Origin of the sequence: Arsukibacterium sp., from assembly GCF_036735525.1 — a bacterium.
Lineage (GTDB): Bacteria > Pseudomonadota > Gammaproteobacteria > Enterobacterales > Alteromonadaceae > Alishewanella.
On sequence record NZ_DAINOE010000177.1, the window covers coordinates 1 to 2,737 of the forward strand.

At 51.2% G+C, this 2,737-nt stretch carries 2 protein-coding genes; both read left to right on the top strand.

The features are described 5' to 3' along the window. The first annotated feature begins 182 nt into the window (after positions 1 to 182). Positions 183 to 1,736 (top strand): IS21 family transposase, encoded by a 1,554-nt coding sequence (gene istA / locus V7D78_RS16930; RefSeq protein ID WP_333609629.1) that lies wholly within the window; start codon positions 183 to 185, stop codon positions 1,734 to 1,736. Positions 1,737 to 1,747: 11 nt separating this feature from the next. Beyond that, positions 1,748 to 2,494: an IS21-like element helper ATPase IstB gene (gene istB, locus V7D78_RS16935; protein ID WP_333609630.1), complete on the top strand. Its 747-nt coding sequence runs from the start codon at positions 1,748 to 1,750 to the stop codon at positions 2,492 to 2,494. Positions 2,495 to 2,737: the final 243 nt, after the last annotated feature.

Sequence of the window (2,737 nt, forward strand, 5' to 3'; positions counted from 1 at the left end):
TGCGTATTTCGGGATGATCCGGCCAGCGATTTCGGCATGAGTCGGCCACCCATTTCGGTATCATCCGGCCACTGATTTCGGCCTAATCCGGCCACCTGTTTCGGTATCGTCCGGCCAGTTTGTTCTTCCTTCGTTTTACGGACTTTGGCATAACAGTTTTTTAACTGTTTGTCGGAGTAGTCATGACACGTAAAAAGAAAATGGTAAGGACAGATATGCAAACTTATCTGGATATATTCCGCCTCAAATTTGAAGCCAGGCTAAGCGACAGGCAAATCTCTCAGGCGCTAAATATTGGCCGGGCGACCATCAGTGATTTGGTTGCCCGCTTTAACAATTTAGGTCTGAGCTGGCCGCTGGACGCCGACCATCCGCTTGATAACCTCGACAAACAGTTATTCCCTGGCCGTGATTACAGTACGCAGCGGGTCTTGCCGTTGTGGGTGCAGGTGCATATTGAACTGCGCAGAAAAGGCGTCACCAAACTGCTGTTATGGCAGGAGTATCAGGCAGAGCACGGCAGTAAAGCGCTTGGTTACACGCAGTACTGCGAACATTACCGGCGTTGGTGTGCTGTACAAAAGCGCTCAATGCGACAGCATCATGAAGCTGGTGAAAAGCTGTTTATCGACTTCTGTGGCCCTACGGTGCCGATTGTGAACCCAGAAACCGGCGAGATAAAACACGCTGCTATCTTCGTTGCCACAATGGGTGCATCCAACTACACCTATATTGAAGCCTGTGAAGGTCAGGATATGGAGTCCTGGCTGATGGCAAACAGCCGCTGCCTGACGTTTTTAGGCGGTGTACCGGCGTTATTGATACCCGATAATCTCAAAGCCGCTGTTGATAAAGCGGATAAGTTTGAGCCGGTGATTAACGACAATTATAAAGCCCTGGCCAGACATTATGGCTGTGCGTTAATGCCGACCCGACCACGCAAACCGCAGGATAAAGGTAAGGTCGAATCCGCTGTACTGATTGTTGAGCGCTGGGTATTAGCCCGGCTGCGCCATCAGGTGTTTTACTCACTGGCTGCGTTAAATCAGGCTATCCGCGCACTGAATACTGAACTTAACCAGCGACCAATGAAGCATTACAACGGTGCCAGCCGTGAGCAGTTGTTTAAATTACTGGACGAACCCGCCCTGCAACCCCTGCCGCCTTATGCCTATGAGTACACCGATTATCGCATTGCGAAAGTCGCCAAAGATTACCACGTACAGTACGACAATCACTGGTACTCGGTGCCACACCGTTTAGTGGGTGAGCGGGTTGAAATCAGTGCCACGCAAACACTGGTTAAGGTTTACCATCAGACCAAATGTGTCGCCCAGCACCCCCGCAGCCATAATGCGTACAGACACAGTACGGACGTGGCGCATATGCCAGAAAACCATGCCGCCTATCAGGAGTGGAACCCCGAGCGTATTCGCAGCTGGGCCACGCATATTGGCTCCAATACCCTGGCGGTGGTATTAGCCGTTGAGCGCAGTAAAGACCATCTGGTTCAGGCACAGCGCGCCAGCCTTGCACTACTGAGCGAGCAAAAGCGCTACGGCAGTGACCGGCTGGAAAACGCCTGCGCACTCGCTCTCAGCCGCCAGCTACCTTATATACCGGTCATCAAAAAGCTGCTTAAAAACGGCGAAGATATGCGCTGGCAACCTGATGAAACCAACACACTTATCCCTGGCGTTCACATCAACATCCGTGGTTCAAAATACTACCAATAAGGACAACACCAATGGACGCACTACTTATCCAACTACGCCAGCTTAAGCTGGCCGCCATGGCCAATGCGCTGGAGCAACAGCGCCTTGCACCACACACATACGCAGAGCTGAGCTTCGATGAACGACTGGGGTTACTGGTCGAGCAAGAACACCTGGCGCGGGATAACACCCGCTTACAACGCTTGCGCAAACAGGCTAATCTGCGCCTCAAAGCGACACCGGAAGGCTTACGCTATCCGGCAAAGCGCGGCTTACGCGCTGAGCAAATTACCCCGCTGCTGCAAGGTCATCACCTGACGTATCATCAGAATATCCTAATAACCGGCCCCACTGGCAGCGGTAAAACGTATCTTGCTTGCGCCTTAGGTGAGCAAGCTTGCCGTCAGAATAAACGTGTCCTGTATTACCGCTTAGGCCGGTTACTGGAGAGCCTGAAAATGGGACATGCCGATGGCAGCTATCTGAAGCAACTGGTACAGCTACAAAAGGTGGATATGTTGATCCTGGATGATTGGGGCCTTGAGGGATTTAAAGGTAAGCAAGTCAGCGATTTACTGGACGTAATTGAAGATCGCTACGAGCAACGCAGCACGATCATCGTCAGTCAATTACCGGTCTCAGAATGGTACGGCCTGATGGATAACCCGACCGTTGCAGATGCGCTATTAGACAGAGTGATCCACAACGCCCACCGACTGGAATTAACAGGTGAGTCACAACGTAAAAAAACACTGGTTCAGGGTGAAGAAGTCGGGTAAAAAGAGAGGATAAACGAAGGTCAGATCATGCTGGCCGGATCACACCGAAACGCCTGGCCGGATGAAACCGGAACAGGTGGCCGGACAAACCGAAATACGCAGATAATTATTTTCAATAAACGGCATAACTGTATCTCGCAGAAAGGCCATATGCCCTTTGGCATTGCCTGTTTCCTTCTTCCATGCTTTAGCTGAGGGATCCCCACAAAATTTCCATTTATACAATCAGCTATCAGCCTGTTT

Excerpts from the sequence above, each read along its gene's own strand:
- istB (WP_333609630.1), top strand. The coding sequence starts at position 1,748 with ATGGACGCACTACTTATCCAACTACGCCAGCTTAAGCTGGCCGCCATG.
- istA (WP_333609629.1), top strand. The coding sequence starts at position 183 with ATGACACGTAAAAAGAAAATGGTAAGGACAGATATGCAAACTTATCTG.